Raw genomic sequence first — 18398 nt, 5'->3', positions numbered from 1 at the left:
CGCCACCCGCCGCCCCGCCCGCCTGCTCGGCCGGCAGCGCCAGCACCGTGCCGTGGTGCTGCATGGGCTCGTGGGCAGCGCCGGCCGGCGCGGCCAGGCTGGCCGGCGTGGCTGCGCTGCCGCCCGCCTGCTCCTGGGTCAGCTCCAGAGGCAAGTCCTTCACCTCCACGGTCTGCCCCGGCGCCATCACGGTGATCCAGTTGCACAGGTTTTCCAGCTGGCGCACATTGCCCGGCAAGTCCAGGCTGCACAGGAAAGCCAGCGCGCTGTCGCTCATGCGCTTGGCTTCCACGCCCAGCTGCTTGGCGCTCTGCACCAGGAAGTGCCGCACCAAAATGGGGATATCCTCGCGCCGCTCCCTCAAACTGGGCAGGCGCAGGCGGATCACGTTCAGGCGGTGGTACAAGTCCTCGCGGAACAGGCCGTCGCGCACGCGCTGCTCCAGGTTCTGGTGCGTCGCGGTAATCACGCGCACATTGGCCTTCAGCGGCTGGTGCCCGCCCACGCGGTAGAAATGGCCGTCCGACAGCACGCGCAGCAAGCGGGTCTGCAAATCGAAAGGCATGTCGCCGATCTCGTCCAGGAACAGCGTGCCGTTCTCGGCCTGCTCGAAGCGGCCGCGCCGCGTGGTCTGGGCGCCGGTGAAGGCGCCGCGCTCGTGGCCGAACAGCTCGGACTCGAGCAGGTCTTTCGGAATGGCGGCGGTGTTGAGCGCGATAAAGGGCTGGGCCGCGCGCGGGCTGTGCTTGTGCAGCGCGCGCGCCACCAGCTCCTTGCCGGTGCCGGACTCGCCGGTGATAAGCACCGTCACGTTCGACTGCGACAGGCGGCCGATGGCGCGGAACACTTCCTGCATGGCCGGGGCCTGGCCGAGGATCTCGGGCGTCTCGGCCGGGCCGGACTCCACGCTCGTCTCACGCAGGCTCTCGTCCAGCGCGCGGCGGATCAGCTCGACGGCCTTGTCGATGTCGAAGGGCTTGGCCAGGTATTCGAAGGCGCCGCCCTGAAAGGCCGCCACCGCAGAGTCAAGGTCGGAGAAGGCAGTGATGATAATGACCGGCAGGCCGGGATGGCGCGACTTGACCAGCTGCAGCAGGTCCAGGCCGGAGTCGCCCGGCATGCGGATGTCGGACACCAGCACTTGCGGCGTCTCATGCTCCAGCGCGGCGATGGCGTCGCGCGCGTTGGCAAAACTCTTGGTGGCCAGGCTTTCCCTGGCCAAGGCTTTTTCCAGTACCCAGCGGATCGATTCGTCGTCGTCAACTATCCAGATTGGCTTCATGTGTTCTCAGTATCCCGCGGATGGATCAACAATCAAGGGACCCGGCCCCAATATCGCGCCGCGCCCGCTTATGGCAGGGGCAGCAAGATCCTGAAGTCCGTATATCCAGGCCGGCTCTCGCACTCGATCACGCCCATGTGCTGCTGCACAAAGGTCTGCGCCAAGGTCAGTCCCAAACCGCTGCCGCCCTCCCGGCCCGACACCAGCGGGTAGAAAATGCGGTCGCGGATCTGGGGTGCGATACCCGGTCCATTGTCGATGATATGCAAATCTAATGCCAGGTTGTAGCGCACCTTGGCCAGGGTCACCTGGCGCGCCACCCGCGTCTTCAAAACCAGCTCGGCGTCGCCCTGCTCAATGCGCTGCGACAGCGCCTGGGCGGCGTTGTGCGCGATGTTAAGTACGGTCTGGATCAGCTGCTCCTTGTCGCCACGGAACTCGGGGATGGAGGCGTCGTAGTCGCGCCGTATCGCCAGGCCGGAGGGGAACTCGGCCAGGATCAGGCTGCGCACGCGCTCGCATACTTCATGGATGTTGACGTCGCCCACGATGTGCGGGCGGCGGTGCGGCGCCAGCAGGCGGTCCACCAGCGTCTGCAGGCGGTCGGCCTCCTTGATGATGACCTGGGTGTACTCGCGCAGCTCGGCCAGGTGCAGCGGCGGCAGCTCCATCTCCAGCAGCTGCGCCGCGCCGCGTATGCCGCCCAGCGGATTCTTGATCTCGTGCGCCAGGTTGCGGATCAGCTCCTTGTTGACCTGGCTCTGGTCCAGGATGCGCTCCTCGCGGTCCAGCTTGAGCTGCTGCACGTTCTCGCGCAGCTCGATCAGGATGGCGCCCGGCGGCTCGTCCAGCGCCGACACGATGCTGTGCACCTGCAGCGGCTCCTTGCCGGCACGCTCCAGCGCCAGGTCCTGGCGCAGGTCGGAAAACTTGTGCGCGCGCGCCTGCGCGATGATATTGACCAGCTCGTCGGGATTGGAAAACAGCGCGGCGAACTTCTGGCCCGACAGCGCCTTGACCGAGCTTTCCAGCAGGTTCTCGGCGGCGGCGTTGACGTAGCTGATCATGCCCTCGGCGTCCAGCAGGATCACGGCCGAAGCCAGCAGCTCCAGCCCGGCCAGCGATTGCGGGCGCGCCAGCGCGGCCGCCGCGCGGGCGATATTGGTGACGATGCTCATGTGCCTCCCCTTGGGGGTGGTGCGGAAAAGGCCGGCGGAGAATCCGAACAGAATATCAGCGGATATTCTGGATCTCGCGCTTCAGCGCTTCCACGTTCTTCTCGGACCGGCTGATGCTGTCCTTCAGGCTGGCTACCCGTTCCTGGTATTTCGCATAATTGCGCTCGTCGCCGCGCCGCTCAGGCTCGCCGCCGTTGAACTCCTTGCGCAGCTCGCTCAGCTTGGCCAGCTCGCCGTTCAGCTCCTCCTGCAGGATCTGGCGGCGGTCGGCGTCGCGCGCCTTCTGCTCGCTGCTGTCCACGCGCGGGAAGTCGCCCGGCGTGGCGGCCGGAGGCGGCGCGCTGCGCGGCCTGGCGGCGTTCTCGGCGCGGCGCGCGGGGGCCGGGATCGCGCCCGGGATATCCAGCGGCTTGCAGTTGGCGTGCTTGCGGCTGTCGGTCAGCTCCTTGTGCCCGCTGGCGTCCACGCACAGGAAAATCTGTCCCTGGGCCGAGGCCAAACCAGAAGCGAACAACAATGCGATAGGTGCAAAATTCCAGGTAGTCATGCCCCGACTATACAACATCCGGTAAAAAAAACGCGAGGAGAGCAGCTGCTGTCCTCGCGTCTGGTTGCAGGCCGGCCGGAGCCGGCGCCGCGTCGCCTATTACAGCGAGTAGTACATGTCGAATTCAACCGGGTGCGTGGTCATGCGCATACGGGTGACTTCGGTCATCTTCAGTTCGATGTAGGCATCGATCATCGAATCGGTGAACACGCCGCCGCGGGTCAGGAACTCGCGGTCCTTGTTCAGGTGATCCAGGGCTTCTTCCAGCGAAGCGCAGACGGTTGGGATCAGCGCGTCTTCTTCCGGTGGCAGATGGTACAGATCTTTCGATGCTGCTTCGCCCGGATGGATCTTGTTCTGCACGCCGTCCAGGCCGGCCATCATCAGTGCCGCGAAGCACAGGTATGGGTTTGCCAGTGGATCTGGGAAGCGGGTTTCGATACGGCGGCCTTTAGGATTGGCCACGTGTGGAATACGGATCGAAGCCGAACGGTTGCGTGCCGAGTAAGCCAGTTTCACAGGCGCTTCGTAGCCTGGCACCAGGCGCTTGTACGAGTTGGTGCCTGGGTTGGTGATCGCGTTCAGCGCCTTGGCGTGCTTGATGATGCCGCCGATGTAGTACAGCGCGAAGTCGGACAGGCCTGCATAGCCGTCGCCGGCGAACAGGTTTTTGCCGTCTTTCCAGATCGACTGGTGCACGTGCATGCCGGAACCGTTGTCGCCAACGATAGGCTTAGGCATGAAGGTGGCGGTTTTACCGTAGCTGTGGGCCACGTTCCAGACCACGTATTTCAGGTTCTGGGTCCAGTCGGCGCGCTCAACCAGGGTCGAGAACTTGGTGCCGATTTCGTTCTGGCCGGCGCCGGCCACTTCGTGGTGGTGCACTTCAACCGGGATGCCCAGCGATTCCAGGATCAGGCACATTTCCGAACGCATGTCCTGGAAGGAGTCCACTGGTGGCACTGGGAAGTAGCCGCCCTTGACGGTAGGACGGTGGCCGCTGTTGCCGCCTTCGATGTCCTTGTCGGTCGACCAGGAAGCTTCGTCGGAGTCGATCTGCACCTTGGCGCCCGACATGTCGATTTTCCATTTGACGGAATCGAAGATGAAGAACTCCGGCTCAGGACCGAAGTAGGCGGTGTCGCCCAGGCCCGACGATTTCAGGTAGGCTTCAGCGCGCTTGGCGATGGAGCGCGGGTCGCGGTCGTAGCCCTTGCCGTCCGACGGTTCGATCACGTCGCACTGCATGAACAGGGTGGTCTCTTCCATGAACGGGTCAATGTTCGCAGTTGCCGGGTCAGGCAGCAGGATCATGTCGGATGCTTCGATGCCTTTCCAGCCGGCGATCGAGGAGCCATCGAAGGCGTGACCGGATTCGAATTTGTCGATATCGAAGTGCGATACAGGCACGGTGACGTGCTGTTCTTTGCCGCGGGTGTCAGCAAAGCGGAAATCAACGAATTTCACTTCGTTATCTTGTACCATTTTCAATACATCTGCGGCGGTCAGTGCCATGCGTCTCTCCTAGTGAAAAAGTGGGGCAGCCCACGCTGTTGCGTGCAGCTTGAAACTCGTCAATCCTTAAAGCAGGAAGCGTGCCAGAAGATTTCCCCTCTTGCACTACTTTTGCGCATGAGCTTATGTGCACAATGTTGGTGCATATCCAAAATTATGCACCTCAACGGTGCGAAATTTTGGCATTTTGGAAAAATGCATCGGCATGGTGCAAAAAAACTTCCATGGACGATCGGGCACTATAATAAACGCAATATTGACAGCAGAAGTGGGAAATGTGCCATGAACAGTATTGCCGATATCCTCGCCCGGGCGCGCAGCCGCGACGCCGCCCTGCCCTACGCGGGCGCCGTCACGCCCGCCGAAGCGCACGCGCTGCTGGGCGCGGACAGCGCAGTGAAACTGATCGATGTGCGCACCAATGCCGAGCGCGACTGGGTGGGCCGGGTGGCCATCCCGGAGTCCCAGCATGGTGCAGTCCAATGGAGCACCTATCCGGGCGGCGTGCCGAATCCGCACTTCCTGGAACAGTTGGGGGCGGTGGCGAAGAAAGACGACGTGCTGCTGTTCCTGTGCCGCTCCGGCGTGCGCTCGCGCCATGCCGCCAAGCTGGCGACCGAGCACGGCTACACCCAGTGCTACGACATCCTGGAAGGCTTCGAAGGGGATAAGGACGCGGAAGGCCACCGCAAGCAGGCAGGTGGCTGGTGCAAGGCCGGCCTGCCGTGGCTGGGCGCCTAGACGGCACCGGCGGGTTACGGCGCTGCGCGCCTAACCCGCCGTCAGGCCCGGGACTTACAGGCTGTAGTTCAGGCGCGCGTACACGAAGCGGCCCGAGCGGCCGAACGGCGAGTAGTTCGAATATGGCGCGTTACCCGTCGTGTTGAGCGCAGCCGGATAGGCGTCCGGATACTGGTCGAACAGGTTGTCCGCACCCACCGCCAGCGACAGCTTCTTGGTGATGGCGTAGCGCCCTTCCAGGTCCACCAGCGTCTTGGCGCTCATCCAGAAGTCCAGCGCGGCCGTGGTGCCCGGCGCCAGGATCTTGCCGTAGCGCGTGGCGCGCGCCGTCACGCCGAAGTCGCCGTAGGACCAGGTGCTGCTGCCGATGAACTTGGTCTTGGGCGTGCCGTCGGTGAAGGTGAGCACGTTGACGCGGTCGAACAGCACCGGCGCCGGCGACAGCGCGGCCAGCTGGGCCGTCACAGGCACCTTGGTCACGTCGGTCTTGGTGTAGTTGCCCGCCACCGTGAAGTCCAGCTTGCCGTAGCCGTTGGTCTGCACCGGCCAGCTGGTGACGATGTCGATGCCCTTGGTGGTGGTGTCCACGCCGTTGATGAAGAAGCGTCCGCCGCCCACGCCGATAAAGCCCTGCTTGGTCAGGAAGTCGCGCACATTGGCCGCCGTCAAATTCTCGGACAGCACGATGCGGTCCTTGATCTTGATGTGGAAGGCGTCCGCCGTCACGTTCACCGCGCCCAGGCGCAGCACAGAGCCGACCGAGAAGTTGACCGATTTTTCCGCGTCCAGCGGCTTGGCGCCCAGCGCGATGGCGGCCGGGTGGCTAGGCTTGAAGGTGGTGATCTCGAACGGCACGCCGTTGATGAAGTTGGTCGAGGTCGACGTGAAGAACTGCTGCTGGGGCGAGGGCGCGCGGAAGCCGTTCTGCACCGAGCCGCGCAGCGCGAACTCGGGCACGAAGTCGTAGCGGCCGGCCAGCTTGCCGGACACGCTGTTGCCGAAGTCGGAGAAGTGCTCGCCGCGGATGGCCACCGAGCCCAGGAACTGCTTGGTCAGGTTGGCTTCCAGGTCCACGTAGGCGCTGTAGGCCTTGCGGCTGTTGTCCGATTCGTCGGCCGGACGGAAGCCGGGGAAGACCTGCGCACCCGGAGGCGCCGGCGTGCCGTTGGCCAGCACCTGGCCGCCGTAGCGCCACGAATCGGCTTCGCCGGCGAACAGTTTATAACCTTCGCGCCGCACTTCCGCGCCCACCGCCAGGTTGACCGGCGTAGCCAGGCCTGCGTCGAACTGGCGCACGCCGGACAGGTTCAGCGTCAGCTGGTCGTACCAGAAGCCGCCCGCGTCGAACACGGTTTTGCTGGACGGGCCGATGGAGCGGTTCAGCGTGTTCTCGATGGTGTACTGCATCTTGTTCTTGCCGTAGCCGATGGACGCGTCCATATCCCACGCGCCGGCCTGCCAGGTCACGCCGCCGGTGGCGCTGTAGTCGTCCACGTCCGGCGCGATGATGGGCAGGAAGCCGTCCGGGTAGATGGAGATGATGTTCTGGTCCTGCAGGGCGCGGCGGAAGAAGCCGGCCGACTTGGCTTCGCGCTTCTGGTAGCTGGTCCAGCCGTACAGCTTGGCGCCGCCTTCCAGCGCATAGCCTGCGTTGGCGAAGATGGTGGACTGCTTCATCTCAGGCTCGCCGTACCAGGCGTTGAAGCGGTTGATGGTTTTCTCGCGCGGGTCGAAGGCGCCGTTCACCAGCGGGTATTGTTGGCGCACGTCGTAGCCGCTGCGCTCGGTGTGCTCCTGGTCCTTGTATTCGGCGGCGACGGTCAGGTAGCCGCTGTCGCCCAGCTCGAAGCCTTTCCAGCCGCTGACGGTGGCGGTGCCGCCGTCGTTGCGCTTGCGCGAGGTCTCCGTGCCCCAGGTGGCGCCGGTGGGCACCGCGCCGGCGATGAAGTCGTAGTCGGTGCGGCGCTGGCCGTAGGTGGCGGTGAATTCGCCGCCGGTCTTGTCGGTGCGCAGGCGCAGGTTGACCACGCCGGCAATCGCGTCCGAGCCGTATTGGGCGGAGGCGCCGTCGCGCAGCACTTCAATATTCTTGAGCATGGCCACCGGGATGGTGTTCATGTCCACCGAGGAGGAGCCGCGTCCGATGGTGCCGTTCAGGTTCACCAGCGAGGACGTGTGGCGTCGCTTGGAGTTCACCAGCACCAGCGTCTGGTCCGGGGCCAGGCCGCGCAGCGTGGCGGGGCGCACGGTATCGGTGCCGTCGGCCAGGCCGGGGCGCGGGAAATTCAGCGACGGCAGCGCCACCGACAGCGCCTGCGCGATTTCGGCCACGCCGGTGTTCTTGATGGTGTCGGCGCTGATGATGTCGACCGGCGAGGCGGTGTCGAGCGCGGTGCGGTTCGCCACGCGGGTGCCGGTGACGACCACGGTGGCCGAGTTGTCTGCTGCAGGAGTGGAGGAAGCTGGTGCGGATTGCGCGGCGGCGTGGCCGGAAGCGAACAGCGAAGCGATGGCGACTGCGAGTACTTGATTTCTCTGCATTGCAACTCCTAAGGTGGTTGAATTTTTTTGCTTTACTTAGTATCGCCTTGCCAAAAAAGTAAAGTCAAAACAATTGCAACCGCTCTGTCGCGCCACTGTAACAATTAAGTAATATTACGTATCGATCAGCCAGCCGGCGCGTCCTCCGCGTGCGCGCCCAGGATGCGCTGCCGCACCAGGTTGATATGGCTGCGCAGGCCGTACAAGTCGTCGGCGAAGGACAGCGGTATCGAAATCTGGTTCACCTTTTCCTCGATGTCGTTCAGGCGCTCGAGCTGCTCGGCGTGGACCTTGGCGCGCTGCTCCTGCGGCGCGGCGGCCAGCGCCTGCTCCACCGTGCGCAGCTGGCCGTACCAGCGGAACACGCGCGAGCGGATGCGCCACACGTACAGCGGCGGCACCACTTTCGACAGCGGCAGTATCAGCGCGCCCAGCGCCACCACCACCACCCACATGCGGTCGAAGAAATTGGCCAGCCAGAAGCTCATGTAGCGCTGCAGGAAAGGCGGGCCGTCCTTGTAGAACTTGGCCGCCTCGTGCGCCACCGGGATCTCGCTGTACTTGGGCGACGGGAACTGGCCCTGCTGCTGGAACCAGCCGGCGCCGCTGTGGATGGTGCTGGCGGCCTGCACCAGCAGGTCCACCAGCGCCGGATGCAAGTCGTCGCGCGCCACCAGCGTGGCGGTGGGCGCGATCAGGTGGTAGTCCTTGGCCGGCAGGTCGCGGCCCAGGTCCACGATCCCGCGCGGCAGCACCACGTGGGTCAGGAAAGGCAGGCGGCGCGTGTAGGCTTCGGCCTGGGTGAAGTCGAACAGCTTGATGCCGGGCGTGATCAGCAGCATCTGGATCAGCGGCGCGTCCGGCGCGGAGCTGAACACCAGGCCGTCGATGCGTTTTTCCAGCAGCTCCACGGTGGCGGGCGTGTTGGCCAGCGAGCTGACCTTGAGCTCGGACGGCTCCAGGCCATTGGCCTCGAGCACCTGCTTGAACAGGCGCGGCGCGCCGCTGCCCTCGGGGCCGAAATTGATGCGCAAGCCTTTCAGCTGCGTCAGGTCCTTGACCTTGACGTCCTCGCGCAGGAACAGCCAGAGCGGCTCGGTGAACAGGCTGCCCAGCGAGATCAGGCCTTTGCGCTCGGCCTCGTCCTGGCTGGTGGTGCCGCTTTGCAGGAAGGCGATGTCGGCCTCGCCGGCGGCCAGGCGCTGCAGGTTTTCGTAGGAGCCGGTGGACGGCTTGAGCACCACCTTGATGCCGTGCTTGCCCAGCAGGTCGGCGTATTTTTTGCCGAAGGCTTCGTAGGCGCCGTTTTCCTGGCCGGTGGAAAGCGTCACCACGCGCGGCGGCGCGGGGTCGACCAGCACATAGGCCAGCACGCAGGCGGCGGCGATGGCCAGGATGGTGGGACCGGCGGTGACGATCAGGTCCCGCACGGAAAAACGCGAGAACTTGAGGATCTTGGTCATGTGGTGGCGCATGGGTTTCATGGGGCTACACCATGCCAACAAATGAGCAAACATGCAAGGGGCGCGCGGTTTGGCGGGTTACGCTGCGCTAACCCGCCCTACGCATGCAAACGTAACGACTCGTAGGGCGGGTTAGGCGCGCAGCGCCGTAACCCGCCAACTCAGCCGCCGCAGGCGCGCAGCGGCGGCGTGGCGCCGCCGACAGCAGGCGCCAGCGAGGGCTTGGCGCCCGCTGCGCCAGTGTTGAGCGAAGCCGCCACCACGCCGGCCTTGGGCGCGGCGTTCGGTTCGATCAGCGGCATCAGGCTGGGCGCCAGCACCACCAGCAGCTGCACCGGCAGCGCGCTGGTGAAGTCGTAGTTCTTCGATTCCGGCCCGTGCACATAGGCCGTCATGCTGCCGAAGAAGCGCTCGCCGATATTGAACACAAAGGTGGCTGAGCGGTTCACGAAACGCGACTCGATCAGCCGTCCGCCGCCGCCGTACACGTCGAAGCGCTGATCGCCGGTGCCGGTCTTGCCGCCCACCGGGATAATGCTGCCGTCGCTTTTCACAAACGCGGCCTTGACGCGCTTGGCGGTGCCGTCCGACACCACTTCGCGGATCGCGTCCGCCGCGGCGCGCGCCACTTCCGGCGACAATATCTGTTCGTTGCTGGTGGGCTTGCCGCGCTTGAGCAGCGTTTCATACGGCGTGCCCGATGCGAAGTGCAGCGAAGTGATGCGCTGGCTGCTCTGGCGCACGCCGCCGTTGATGATAATGCCCATCATCTCGGCCAGCGCGGAAGGCCGGTCGGCCGAGGCGCCCAGCGTGGTGGCGTAGGACGGCACCAGCGACTCGAAGGGATAGCCCATCTTCTTCCATTGGCGGTGGATGGCCATGAAGCTCTCCATCTCCACCAGGCCGGCGATGCGCTTGTCCTGCGCGTGCTTGCGGTGGGTCTTGAACAGCCACTGGTAGACCTCCTGGCGTTCCTTCTCGCTGGCCGCCACGGCCTGCGCCATGGTGGCGTTTTCGTTGTTGCGCAGATAGGCCACCAGCCACAGCTCCAGCGGATGCACATTGGCCAGGTAGCCGCGGTCGGCCAGCGACCACTTGTCCATCGCGTACTGCTCGTACATCTTGGCGGCGCGGTCGTCCTGGATCTCGTTCTGCGACGGCAGGTTGTCGTTCAGGAAGGTGCTGAACTGCTCCACCGTGGCGTTCGGGTACAGGGTGCGGTGGATATTGGCCAGGCGTACCGGCGTGGGGCGGATGCTGGCCACCAGGATCTTGTCCAGCTCGGCCTTCGGCTTGCCGCGGTACTTGGAATAGAAGCGGTACAGGAATTCCTTGCCTTCCTTGTCGGCGAAGCGCGCCAGGTAGTCGGCGCGGCGCGGGTCATCGGCGTCGGCCAGCAGCGAGGCGGAGGAGCCGGGCGCCTGGAACATGTAGTACTTCACCACGTCGCGCATCAGGCGCACGAACACCAGGTTGGTGGAGCGGCGCAGCGCTTCGCGCACGGTCAGGATGCGGCTGTCGTCCTCTTTCGAGAAGTTGCCGAAGGTGTGCACGCCGCCGCCGGTGAAGAAGCCCTCGCCCGGATTGCCGGAGTATTTGCGCTCCATGGCGTCGGCCAGCATGTCGGTCAGGCCGCGCTTGTCCGACGGATGCTCGAGCAGGTAGGCCACGGCCCACTGGCTCAGGCGGTCCTGCGGCGCCAGCACCTGCTTGCGCAGCTGGTCCGGACTCATGTCCTTGTAGCGCTTGTGCAGCTGGTCCACGATGTCCAGATAGGTCACCAGCGTGCGCAGCTTGGCGGTGGAGCCCAGGTCCAGCTTGGCGCCCTCGTTGATGTCCAGCGGCTGGTCGAAATTGTCGGTCTGCAGGCGCAGGAAGTTGGTGCCCTCGCCTTTTTCCAGCAAGGTGAAGCTGTACACCACATTGGCCGGGTCGCCGTTGCCCAGCATGCCTTTGCCGGTCAGCCCCGCCGCCTTGGCCATCTCGGGATCGCGCAGGTCGCGCAGCACCTGCGTCACCTTGCGCTGCGCTTGCGCGTCCAGCGTGCTGACCACGTTCAGGTCCAGCCGGTCCAGGTTGTACATGCGGTTGTCGCCCAGCAGATTGGCCAGGTGGTTGCGCACCGAATTCGAGGCCTTGCGCTCGACGAAGGACATGTCGGGCGCCGCCGCCAGGCCGTTGCCGGCGGCCGGATGCAGGCGTTCCTTCAGCGCCGCGTCGCGCAGCGCGGGAGTAATGATGCCGGCCTGCGCCAGCACGCGCAGATGGCTGTTGGCCAGCGTTTCCAGGTCGGCGTCGCCGGCGCCCAGGTAGTAGCTGGGGCGGCGCTGCGCGATCAGCAGGCTGAGGGCCTCCTTGAAGGCCAGCGCGCTGCCCGGCTGGTCCATCTTGCCGCCCAGCAGGCGGTTGACCTCCTTGAAGTCGCGCCCGTACCAGACCCACATGCCGTCGCCGATGCCGTTTACTTCGCCGTAGCCGGGCTTGGCCGACAGCGGCACCGTGTTCAGGTAGTCCACCACGATCTGGCGCCGCACGCCGCTGGTGTCCGGGCCGTACTGGTAGGCGCGCAGCGTGGCCGAGATCATCTGCTGCAGCTTGTCCTTCATCGAGCCGGTGCGGCCTTCCGGCGAGTGGCGGTATTTTTCAATCTGCGTGGCCAGCGTGCTGCCGCCGGCGGCGCGGTGGCCGCCCGCCACGGCGCTGACCGACTTCTCCAGCACCGCCTTGCTCAGGCGGTCCCACTCCACGGCCGGATTGCGCTTCGGATAGGTGTTGTCGAGCAGCTCGCGGTTCTCGATGAACAGCAGGCTTTGCACCAGCGCGGTCGGGGTTTCCTTGAAGCCGGGGTAGATGCGCTCGGGATAGCTGGCGGTGAACAGCGGCTCGGCGCGGCAGTCCACGATATTCAGGCCGGTGCGGGTTTTCTCGCGGTAGGTGGCGAAGATGCCCATGTCGGCCAGCTCAACCATCTTGGGCGAGAAGCGCGCCTGCGCCGCCACTTCGTAGTCGCGCGCTTTCAGCTTGCCCAGGTAGTCCGGCAGGTTGGCGTAGCCCAGGCGCTCGTCGTAAGGGCTGTCGTGCGGATAGCGGATGGCTTTGCTCGGGCCGGGCTCGACCTTGTAGCTGATCTTGCCCGCCAGTTCGGAGAAGAACTTGGCCTGCATGGACGAGGTGCGCATTTCCTGCAGCATCCACCAGATTGCCAGCGACAGCAGCACCAGCAGCAACAGGATGAAGGCGTTGCGCGAGCGCTTGCTCTTGGGCTTGCCGGGCTCGGACGCTTCCGGTTCGGCCGCCTGCGCATGCAGCAGCACGGCGGTTTGCGGCTGCGGCACCACGCGCAGACGGTTGCGGCGCTGGATGCCGATGGCCGCCGCACCTGCACGCAATTTACGCACTGCGCGCGCAACGATAAGGGGCCTGCGGAAACGTCGGTTATTGCTAGGGTTGCTTGACATGATATTACTTAAACCGTGCTGTATCAGTGGTACCGCTCTTGCTATCCATTGCACCACATCGGACCCGCACGCACAGGCTACCACGCCGATTATTTGATCTGCGCCCAGTCTTTTTCGCAAAAAAACAACGTATACCGCTGAGCCGTCATATGACGTCCTACAGCCGCGCGTACTCCACCTTCAGGCTGTCCAGCTCCGCGCACATCTGCGCATAGGCTTCGGCAGCCTGGCCCGGCTCGCCTTTCACGCCCAACTCGATATGGCGGCGCGTGTTGGCGTCGCCCACGCTGGGCAGGCTGAACACCTTGATGCGCGGGTACTGCGCTTCCAGCGCCACCATCAGCGGCGTCAGCGCCGACTCGGCCGCCTCATACACCAGCACGCCGTGTTCGGCGCGCGGCTCGCGGTTGAACAGGTCGGCGTAATGCGTGTCGAGCACCCATTCGATCATGGGCCAGGCCATGACCGGAAAGCCCGGCACGAAGTAGTGCGTGCCCAGCGCAAAGCCGGCCACGTTGTTGTAGGGATTGGGGATCAGCGCGGCGCCTTCGGCGAATTCCGCCATCTTCAGGCGGTGCAGGTTTTCCGCCGAGTCCAGGTCCACCGCCTGGCCGGCCTCGCGGCCCATTTGCAGGATGCGCTGCTGGATGTTCTGCTTGCCCTGTTCATGCAGCACCAGCGGCAGGCCCAGCGCGTCGGCGGCGGCCTGGCGCGTGTGGTCGTCCGGCGTGGCGCCTATGCCGCCGCAGGAGAACACGATGTCGCCGCTGGCGAAGCTGCGCTTGAGCGCGGCCGTGATGCGCGCCGGATCGTCGCCAAGATACTCGGCCCAGCCCAGCTGCAAGCCACGCGCGGCCAGCAACTGCACCACTTTGGGGAAGTGCTGATCGACGCGCTTGCCCGACAGGATCTCGTCGCCGATGATGATAAGTCCGATAGCCATAGCCCTGCCCTATTCTGTTGTTGTGCATGCGCGCTGCTGCTGCAGCGCCTCCAGGCAATAATACTCAAACCACAGGCCGGTGAAGATAAAAATCAGCACGTACAGCCAGATCGAGGCGGCCGCCAGGAAGGGGAAGAACACCACGGCGATCGTGGCGCCGCCCACCCACACCATGCCGGGTATGGCGCCGGCCACGCCGGACACCACGCCGATCGACATCAGCTGCCAGCGGTGCGCGCGGCGCAGTTCGGCGCGTTCGTCCTCGCTGGCGTAGTCGGCCAGCGCGTCGTAGCTCATCACGCGCTGCGTCAGCCAGCCCCACAGCAGCACCTGCACCAGCAGCGCGGCCGGCGGGAACAGGTACAGCGGCAGCGCCAGGAACCACACCAGCACGAAGATGGCAAAGCCGCCCAGCGCGGCGGCCACGCTGCCGGCGATGCTGCCGCCGCGCTTTTTCTCCAGCAGCGGATAGTGGCGTCCGCCCACGTGGCGCACCACGAAAGGCATGGCCGCCACGCCGATGAAGATCAGCGCCGTCAAAATCATCAGCGGCAGCAGCGTGAGCATGGCGATCAGCGGCGGCACCACGGTCTTGAGCACGCCCAGGCCGATCGCGTTGAGCCAGCTGCCGCTGGCGTCGAACAGCCCGTGCTCGACAAAGGCCGCGTGCAGATAGTCCACCATGGGCTGCAGGCAGAAGTACAGCAGCACCGCCCACAGCGCCACCGACAGCAGGAAGGGCACGATGCTCAGCATGAGCATCTTGCCGTGCAGCTGGGACAGCAGCGCGCGCCCGTAGGCGTTCAGTACCGCCTTCATTGTTCAACCTTCATTCAGTGGGCTCCTTGCCGAAGTTGTGCACCATGCGTTTGAGGCCCAGCCACTGCTGCTGCCAGAAGCCACGCCCGTACTCGCGGCCCGGCGTCACGCTGCCGTCCGGCGCGGTGCGCGGCAGCTGGTCGCGGATGCCGGTCTGCACAAACTCGGGCGTGAAATTGGCGGTGCGGAACAGCATGTCCCAGACCGGGAACAGCACCGCGAAATTGCAGCCGCCCAGCGTGCCCTTGCCTTTCGACTCGTGGCCCACGCCGATGGCGTGGTGCATGCGGTGGAAGCGCGGCGACACCAGCAGGCGCTCGCCGATGGCGCCGAAATGGATGCGCACATTGGCGTGCTGCAGGCTTTGCACCATGCGCGACAGCGACACCAGCAGCACATACTGCGCCGGCGGCACCCCCACGCCTATCGCCACCAGGGCCATGACGATGTCGCGCAGGATGTCGTCCAGCACGTGGTTGCGGTCGTCGCTCCACAGATTCATATTCATCTGGCTGTGGTGCAGGCTGTGCAGGCCCCACCACCAGTTGAACTGGTGCGAGGCGCGGTGGTACCAGTAATCGACGAAGTCCAGCAGCAGCAGATACAGCACGAAGCTGCCCAGCGGTCCCATCCCGGGGAACAGGCTTTCCAGGTTGAAGGGATGGACGTTCTCCAGGCGCAGCAAGGCGTTCAGGTGGTCCAGCAGCGGATCCAGCGTGAAGAAAATGACCACCGTGAACAGGCCGAGGCGGTGCAGCGCGGTGTAGATGAAGTCGTTCCAGCGCGCGCGCGGGTCGGTGAATTTATGCACCGGTATCATCGCCTCCATGGGCCGCAGCACCAGGAACAGCAGCACCATCTCGGCCAGGCCGATCAGCAGCCACTCAGTGCCTTCAAAGGCTTCCTCGGTGATGTCGCCCAGGCCCGCATAGAACAGGAAAGGCTGGATCACGGTTTCGAACAACCAGCCCTGGGCCATGCCCAGCCAGTCGCTTAAGAGTTGCATCATGGTTTTACAGTACGCTTGAATTGAGAGGCATAGTCAGGGTGTTCGCGCAGCGTGGCGAAGCAATAGCCCTTTTGTTTCAGTCCCGCGATCAGCGGTTCCAGGTTGGCCGGCGCCCACGGGTCCTTGCGCGACCAGATGCCCATGTGGGCCATGAAGATGTCGCCGCCGCGCAGTTCGTTCAGGGATTTTTGCAGCAGGACCGCGTTCGGCCAGGCCGCGCTGGACAGCTCGTCGCCCGAAAAGCCGGCCTTGGCCCAGCCCACGTGCGCGTAGCCGCAGGACTGCGCCGCGGCCAGGCTGCGCGGCGAGACCTTGCCGCCGGGTGCGCGCCAGATCGGATCGAGATGGCTGCCGGTGAGCTGCCGGAAGCGGCTATCGACGCGCTTGATCTCCTCGCAGTACTGGGCCGGGCTCCAGCTTTGCGCCTTGCCGGCGCCGGCGCCGAACTGCGGCTTGACCTGCAGCTTGCCGTCCGCGCCGTCCTTGAGCCAATAGACATGGTCGAAAGTGTGGGAACCGAAGGCATGGCCCTCGGCCACGCGCGCCTTCCAGAACGGCGCCCAGGACGGGTCCAGCGAATAGTCGCCGCGCACCGTTTTCTCGTTGGCGAGGAAGAAGGTGGCTTTGATCTGGTGCCGGTTCAGGGTCTGCGCGATCAGCTCGGCCTGGGACTGGCTGCCGGTGTCGAAGGTGAGGTAGATGGTGCCCTGGCACGCGGCCGCCGCGCCGGCGGCCGTGAACAGGGAAGCGATGAGGGCGGCTGCGCCGCCCGGTAGCAGCAGGCCGCTCATGGCAGGATCAGACGCGCGGCGAGGAATTGGCGAAGAACACGCCATGCGGCGAGCGGCCGACCGGGATCAGCTTGACCACCTTGCGGGTCGCCAGGTCCACCACGGCGACTTTCTTGATCCAGCGCAGCGTCACCCACATGGTTTTCTTGTCGTCGGTGATCTCCATGCAGTCCGGGCCGCCCGGCACATTGATGGTGCCCACGTTTTCCAGCGTCTTCTGGTCGATGATGTTGATGGTGTTCGACACGCGGTTGGACACATAAGTCATGCGGCCGTCGCCCAGCGCGCGGAAGTTGTGCGTGCCGTTGCCGGCCTTGATCTTCTTGACCGTCTTCTGGGTGCGCCAGTCGATCACTTCCACGTAGTCGCTGCCCATGATGCCGACCAGCAGGTGCTTGTCGTCCGGCGTCATCGAAATGCCGGCTGGCAGCTTGCCTACCGGCAGCGTCCACTTGATCTGCTGGGTTTTCAGGTCGATGCAGCTGATCTGGTCGCTGCCCTGCTGGGTGATGAAAGCCATGGTGCTGGCCGCGTCGAACGCGATATGGCTGGGCAGCTTGGGCAGCGGCAGGCGCTTGGACAGCGTGAAATTCTTGCCGTCGAACTTGTAGATGTCGATGCGGTCCAGGCGCAGCGAGGTCACCACGAACCACTTCTGGTCCGGCGAGAAGCCGATCTGGTAAGGATCGAGGATGTCCTTGATGGTGCGCTGGGCCTGGCCCGTCTTGGGATCAAGAAACACCAGCTCATTGCCCACCGAGCTGGCCACGATCAGGGACTTGTTGTCCGGCGTGGCCATCAGGTGGTGCGGCTCTTTGCCGACTGGGAAGGTGGACAGGGTCTTGTAGCTGGCCTGGTCCAGCAGCTGGACGGTGGCGTCGCGCGAATTGAGCACGACTACCACGTTCGCTTGCGCCGAACTGAGGGCGGAAACCAGGCAGACACTGGAAAATACGATGCGGCGGAGACTGCGGAACATGACGTGAATCGCTTCTGAATAGCAAAACCCTATTCTAAGTGCAAACCGCATCGGGTGAGGCGTAAATGGCGACAATAATGCTGGGGAATAGCGCCGAAGCGCGGCACCGACTACAATTAATGGCTAAGCTAACCAACAAAAGGAACATTATGTCCACTATCACCACCCCATCCGGCCTGCAATACGACGACGTCACCGTAGGCGAAGGCGCCGAAGCCAAAGCCGGCCAGAACGTTACCGTGCACTACACCGGCTGGCTGCGCAACGACGACGGCAGCAAGGGCTCGAAATTCGATTCGAGCAAGGACCGCAACGACCCGTTCGAATTCGCCCTGGGCGCCGGCATGGTGATCCGCGGCTGGGACGAAGGCGTGCAAGGCATGAAAATCGGCGGCACCCGCGTGCTGACCATCCCGGCCGAGCTGGGCTACGGCTCGCGCGGCGCCGGCGGCGTGATCCCGCCGAACGCCACCCTGATCTTTGAAGTGGAACTGCTGGGCGTGTGACGCCGGCCCGGCGGGTTACGGCGTTCCGCCTAACCCGCCCTACGCCCATAAGCACCACCAATATTTTCGGATGCGTAGGGCGGGTTAGGCGCGCAGCGCCGTAACCCGCCGCTCAGCGCAGCCACGCATTCTGCATGGCGTCCCGCTCGGCCGCCGCGTCCAGCGTGGCGCCGTTGCTGCGCTGCTCCACCACGGCCTGCACCGCCGCCGGCAATTCGGCGCGGGCAGGCTTGTCCGCCGCCGCTGGATACTGCACCAGCACCGGCAGCTTCCATCCCGCCGCTCCCTTGCACGCCAGCCCCGCCAGTCCCTGCGCTCCCGCGCCGCCATTGGCCGTAAAGCTGCGGCAATAGCCGCCGTCCACCGCCACATAGCTGCCCACGATGCGCACCGTGCCGCCGTACACGCCGCCCGCGCCGGACGGCGCCTGGTCCAGCGCCAGCGCCAGCCTGCCCTGCGCCAGCAGCGCGCCGTCGCGCCAGGCCACGCTGGGCGGCGCCTGCGGGTCCGGCTGCCAGTCGGCCAGGCCGAACTTGCCCAGCCCCACGCCCAGCGCCAGCACCGCCGCCAGCGCGCCCCACTCCAGCCACGACCAGCGCCAGCCCTTGCGCACCTTGCGCGCGGCC

At 65.1% G+C, this 18398-nt stretch carries 14 protein-coding genes and 1 pseudogene; 2 read left to right on the top strand and 13 right to left on the bottom strand.

The features are described 5' to 3' along the window. The 4 genes from ntrC to glnA form a co-directional block, all read right to left on the bottom strand. Positions 1 to 1282, bottom strand: a 1282-nt coding sequence (gene ntrC, locus GTP77_RS28575; RefSeq protein ID WP_229202405.1) for a nitrogen regulation protein NR(I), incomplete at its 3' end; no start/stop codon positions are given. Positions 1283 to 1350: 68 nt separating this feature from the next. Next, on the bottom strand, positions 1351 to 2460 hold the full coding sequence (gene glnL, locus GTP77_RS28570; RefSeq protein WP_161075545.1) for a nitrogen regulation protein NR(II): 1110 nt from the start codon (positions 2458 to 2460) through the stop codon (positions 1351 to 1353). 55 nt (positions 2461 to 2515) lie between these two features. After that, entirely contained in the window at positions 2516 to 3007 is a 492-nt protein-coding gene (locus GTP77_RS28565; protein ID WP_161075544.1) for a DUF4124 domain-containing protein, read from the bottom strand. 99 nt (positions 3008 to 3106) lie between these two features. After that, positions 3107 to 4522 carry a type I glutamate--ammonia ligase gene (gene glnA, locus GTP77_RS28560; RefSeq protein WP_161075543.1) on the bottom strand — a complete coding sequence of 472 codons (1416 nt, stop codon included), beginning with the start codon at positions 4520 to 4522 and terminating at the stop codon, positions 3107 to 3109. 282 nt (positions 4523 to 4804) lie between these two features. Between glnA and GTP77_RS28555 the strand changes: the two genes are divergently transcribed. After that, positions 4805 to 5263, top strand: a complete 459-nt coding sequence (locus GTP77_RS28555) for a rhodanese-like domain-containing protein (RefSeq protein WP_161075542.1) — start codon at positions 4805 to 4807, stop codon at positions 5261 to 5263. Between the two features lie 54 nt (positions 5264 to 5317). On the opposite strand, the gene GTP77_RS28550 is transcribed toward GTP77_RS28555, so the two are convergent. The 8 genes from GTP77_RS28550 to GTP77_RS28515 form a co-directional block, all read right to left on the bottom strand. Next, a complete protein-coding gene (locus GTP77_RS28550; RefSeq protein WP_161075541.1) occupies positions 5318 to 7804 on the bottom strand; it encodes a TonB-dependent receptor plug domain-containing protein in 2487 nt (828 codons plus the stop codon). Positions 7805 to 7929: 125 nt separating this feature from the next. Further along, positions 7930 to 9267: a TAXI family TRAP transporter solute-binding subunit gene (locus GTP77_RS28545; protein ID WP_161075546.1), complete on the bottom strand. Its 1338-nt coding sequence runs from the start codon at positions 9265 to 9267 to the stop codon at positions 7930 to 7932. 161 nt (positions 9268 to 9428) lie between these two features. Continuing rightward, the gene (locus GTP77_RS28540) at positions 9429 to 12581 is read right to left on the bottom strand and encodes a transglycosylase domain-containing protein (RefSeq protein WP_228896575.1); all 3153 of its coding nucleotides are present in this window, start codon (positions 12579 to 12581) and stop codon (positions 9429 to 9431) included. Between the two features lie 301 nt (positions 12582 to 12882). Continuing rightward, a complete protein-coding gene (locus GTP77_RS28535; RefSeq protein WP_161075539.1) occupies positions 12883 to 13668 on the bottom strand; it encodes a competence/damage-inducible protein A in 786 nt (261 codons plus the stop codon). Between the two features lie 9 nt (positions 13669 to 13677). Next, positions 13678 to 14487 carry an EI24 domain-containing protein gene (locus tag GTP77_RS28530; protein ID WP_161075538.1) on the bottom strand — a complete coding sequence of 270 codons (810 nt, stop codon included), beginning with the start codon at positions 14485 to 14487 and terminating at the stop codon, positions 13678 to 13680. A gap of 10 nt (positions 14488 to 14497) precedes the next feature. After that, positions 14498 to 15496, bottom strand: coding sequence for a sterol desaturase family protein (locus GTP77_RS28525; RefSeq protein WP_161075537.1), 999 nt, complete (start codon positions 15494 to 15496; stop codon positions 14498 to 14500). Continuing rightward, positions 15493 to 16287 (bottom strand): polysaccharide deacetylase family protein, encoded by a 795-nt coding sequence (locus GTP77_RS28520; RefSeq protein WP_161075536.1) that lies wholly within the window; start codon positions 16285 to 16287, stop codon positions 15493 to 15495. The genes GTP77_RS28525 and GTP77_RS28520 overlap by 4 nt, the downstream gene beginning before the upstream one ends. Positions 16288 to 16294: 7 nt before the next feature. Beyond that, positions 16295 to 17266 carry a YVTN family beta-propeller repeat protein gene (locus tag GTP77_RS28515; RefSeq protein WP_161075535.1) on the bottom strand — a complete coding sequence of 324 codons (972 nt, stop codon included), beginning with the start codon at positions 17264 to 17266 and terminating at the stop codon, positions 16295 to 16297. A 149-nt stretch (positions 17267 to 17415) separates the two neighbouring features. On the opposite strand from GTP77_RS28515, the gene GTP77_RS28510 reads away from it, so the two are divergent. Next, positions 17416 to 17772: an FKBP-type peptidyl-prolyl cis-trans isomerase gene (locus GTP77_RS28510; RefSeq protein WP_161075534.1), complete on the top strand. Its 357-nt coding sequence runs from the start codon at positions 17416 to 17418 to the stop codon at positions 17770 to 17772. A 112-nt stretch (positions 17773 to 17884) separates the two neighbouring features. Here GTP77_RS28510 and GTP77_RS28505 read toward each other — a convergent pair. Next, positions 17885 to 18398: pseudogene (locus GTP77_RS28505) on the bottom strand (hypothetical protein); the annotation flags it as partial.

The organism is Pseudoduganella aquatica (assembly GCF_009857595.1).
Taxonomy (GTDB): domain Bacteria; phylum Pseudomonadota; class Gammaproteobacteria; order Burkholderiales; family Burkholderiaceae_D; genus Rugamonas; species Rugamonas aquatica_A.
This window is presented reverse-complemented; position numbering and strand designations above follow the sequence as displayed.